Origin of the sequence: uncultured Kocuria sp. (assembly GCF_947500125.1) — a bacterium.
Classification (GTDB): domain Bacteria; phylum Actinomycetota; class Actinomycetes; order Actinomycetales; family Micrococcaceae; genus Kocuria.
The window spans coordinates 1-1,222 of sequence record NZ_CANMRA010000083.1 but is presented as its reverse complement, the minus strand read 5'-3'; the positions used below and the strand labels follow the sequence as shown (position 1 = coordinate 1,222).

Sequence of the window (1,222 nt, the reverse complement as noted above, 5' to 3'; positions counted from 1 at the left end):
CCCCCACCCATCAGCACACCCCCTCAGCTTTGCTCCGCTGAACGCATCGCTGAGCCAACCAACGCACTTCTGAGCCGTCACACCTCTTGCATTCTTCGGCCAGCCGGTGGGGAAGACGCTCGACACCACCTCCCCAGGAGTCCTCGGTGCGCACAACCAGGACACCCCAGCGCGCCCGAAACCGGCCCACCGCCAATCACCACGCCACCCCGCCAGGCACCCGCTCGACCACATGGCCAAGCACAGGGACCCGTTCTGGTCGCCTCACCTAGAACGGGTTAACCCCTCACCCGTGAAGGGTTAATCGGGGGCAGCAGGAGTCATCGACAGTGACCGTGGTTGTCGGGGCCGGCGGATGAAAATTGGGGCTGAGTCGGTGCCTGGTTGCGGTGCTTGGGGCACCTCGGGCGGAAGGGTGCAGCTATGCCTGTGCGCGCCTGCGTGGGGTCACCTAAGCCTCAGTCATCGAATGATGCATGAGGTGTGACGGTTCCAGCGGCGTTCGGCAGGACCCGGAAACGGGCTGCGCTACGCGCAGGCTGGAAAGAATTTTCGGCGGAAGTATCTGATTAAGGTGAGTCGTACCCGGGGAGATGGGGAATCTGTGGTTGGGTCACCTCATGAGCTTCCAGAACGTGTTCGCCGACCACTGGCTACCGCAGGCGCCACTGGCCGCTGAGCGCAAGGACGGCGCCTACCGGCGGGTGTCCCGAGAGCACGCTCTGCAGCTGCCCTACATCGAGACCAACCCCCTGTGCCTGCAGTCGATCGTGGTCACCGACCACGACGGCTCCGAGGCTGATCAGGTGGCCGATCTGGCCGGGCTGCCCCAGCCCTCCTGGGTGACCCTGAACCCGCACACCCGCTCCGGGCACATCGCCTACGCCCTGGCCGCCCCGGTGTGCCTCACCGACTCCGCCCGCCGGAAACCGATCAACCTCCTGGCCCGCATCGAGCAAGGCCTCGTCGACGTCCTGGGCGGGGACATCGGCTACGCGGGCCGGGTGACCAAGAACCCCGTCCACCGCCAGCACATGCCGCTGTGGGGGGAGGAAAGCGCCCTCTACGGCCTCCAGGAGCTCGCACAGGCCCTCGGAGACGTCGGAGCCCTCCCAGGGCCCTCCAGGACCGGAAAAGCCCTTACAGCGTCGTCTGTGGGCCGCAACGTCGCCCTGTTCCACCTCACCCGGCAATGGGCCTACCGCGCCCGCCTGCGCTACGA

General features: G+C 66.7%; 1 protein-coding gene. It reads left to right on the top strand.

The window, feature by feature from the left end:
* Window positions 1–620: 620 nt before the first annotated feature.
* Window positions 621–1,222 (top strand): replication initiation protein (locus Q0817_RS19945; RefSeq protein ID WP_298592229.1); only part of this gene is annotated, 602 nt, incomplete at its 3' end.